Below are 2,517 nucleotides of genomic sequence, written 5' to 3' on the forward strand. Positions count from 1 at the left end.
ATTAAAGATTGGTTTGAGTTTGCTATGGGCATTTTCGGTATCATGACTGAGTTCATTAATATCTTGTGTTTGTTTATCTTGGTCACGAATGATTAACTCACCGTCACTGATTGCCGCATGGGTAATATTCGAGGCTTCATCGTTATGGTCATAAATGGTTGGTTGGCCACTGGTTGGTGAAAAACCGCCACTACCCAGTCCTTTACTTACCCCAACCGAGCCAGAGATGCTGCTGACATCATATTCCGCTTTGTTCTCAATATCAGTAAAGCCAATAGTGCCGGTATCTAAGCGATTTTTTGACGGGTCAGCTTTTGAGGCTATCACCGCGCCATTTAATTGGGTATGTTCGCCCACGGTAATATCATAACCACCACTGCCGGCAAATATGCCCGATTGCTCGTTAACCGATTCATAATCACTTTTCATTTTATCTTGGGCAAAATTAGCACTAGCACTACTTGCTCCATAGCAAAATGGCGGTACGCAGATGCTGGCACTTGCACCAACAGAGGTGTGTTTAGCATCGTATTTTTCTTTATCTTGTTCACTACTGATGGTTAAGTTGCGACCAATATCAGCAATGACTTGCTCACCTGATAACTCCGCTCCCGTTAAAATAACATCACGACCACTCTGAATGTTAAGCGTATTACTGGCGGTAATGGTGCTGTTGTGATTGATATCACTGGTACCGTTTTCTTTACCTTTGGATTTACTGGCGGCTAACTCAATTGAAAAACCATTTTGCCCACCCACTAATCCAAAGCCAACACCGGCACCATAGTGACTGCCTGAATCGGTGCTTTTCAATTTTTCAGTACTGTGGGCTGCATCAAATTTGATATCATTCCCCGCATTGAGATTGATGTTTTGCCCGGTAATATCAACGCCTTTCCCTTCAATGTTCTCTTCTGCATTGATATTCACATTTTGACCCGCATGGATCACCGTGCCAGTTTGAGCATTGTTGTGATACTCTGTTTTTTGTTTTGAGTTATCTGCCGTTACACTTACATTGACTTTAATTAAAGAGGCAGAACCACCATCATTAGCATTAGCATTATTTTCAGCATTTACTGTTGGTTGATTTATTTCCGCTGAGGAATCAGCCGCCGTTAAATTAGCTTGTGCTGCATTCACCCCAGCTTGTGCCATATAAATCGCCGCTAAACGTTTGTCTTCCTTATTTTCAATTGCTTTGGCGGCCTTTTCAATTGACTGTGCCGCTGTAACCGCATAGCCGGAGGTGGAAACCGTGACACCATATTGTTTATTACTGCTCTGCGTTTTTTGGTGCAGACTGTCTTCACTGGTTTCCATAATGACATTTTTACCCGTGAGGTTGACAGATTTACCGGCACTAATATCAACACCCGCCAGTTTGACATCATCACCTGCAACAACATTAACATTGCCTTTCGTACTGTTAAGTCCACTGCGGATATTACTTTGTGTTGCTTTATCTTCTAACTCTTTATATCGTGAATGTTGGTAACCAACTGTGCCACTATAGCCATCGCCACCAAGCTCACCAATCACTTTATGGTAACCTTTATTTTCACTATGTGATTGATTGGTGCTGGCGCTAATATCTACATGGCCTTTTGCTGCATGTAAATTAATATCATATTGTGAGTTTAATAGACTTCCTTTTATGTCGATATTGCCTTCACGGCTATTGATGGCAATGTTATTTGCCGTGAGAGTGGATGCATTTTGACCCACTACATCACTATTACTTCGATTACCAGAGCTTTCACTACCATAAGGTAAGATACCCGTACCATGATTTGGGCTGCCGTTGATAAATCGTACCGATGAACCCGCTGTCGGTGCCGCTGTCGTTGCACTCCAATTTTTACTCGTTGTTTTACTGTGCTCCGATTGAGTATCTGCCGAGGTTTCAATAGCAACATGACGATTAGCATCGATAATAATTGCTTCTCCTGCGGTTAAGTCACTTCCTTTAATGACGACATCGCCATGCGTTAGCTGCCCTTGTGCATCCCTTTCCTGACTATTAGTGGCATGAAGCTGTATATTGCCGGCAGCGGTTAATGTACTACCGCTACTGTATTCACCGTGTAAGCTTGATTGACTTTTCGTTGATGATTTATGGTACGAAATTGGTGATGAGACCGGGTTACCTATATCCATAGCTAATGCAGCCAGTTCACCGGTAAATTGTTTGGCTTTTTCAACTTTACCGCCCGAGGATTTGAAAATATCTCGCATATTTTGCACACTATCCGTTATTGGATTGCTAAACGAAATACCAACTCCCGAAGATTTTGATTTGAAAGTCTGTTTTCTATCAACAATATCATGGCCAGGGATAATCGAAATATCTTCACCACTGATGTCTATATGACCGGTGGCGCGTTTATCATCACCTTCTGCTCGACCGGCAATAATGTCACTGCCACTAATGGTTACTTGTTTATTGGCCGAGATAATCACATTACCACCGGAGGTACCGACTAAACTGCCTGCTTGAGATTGATTAACTTCATT

At 42.4% G+C, this 2,517-nt stretch carries 1 protein-coding gene; it reads right to left on the reverse strand.

What is annotated here, in order from left to right:
* On the reverse strand, positions 1-2,517 hold a 2,517-nt coding region (locus B6C99_RS12875; RefSeq protein WP_173795351.1), incomplete at both ends, for a hemagglutinin repeat-containing protein.

This window comes from Gilliamella sp. N-G2, assembly GCF_002142215.1.
Taxonomy (GTDB): Bacteria; Pseudomonadota; Gammaproteobacteria; order Enterobacterales; family Orbaceae; genus Gilliamella.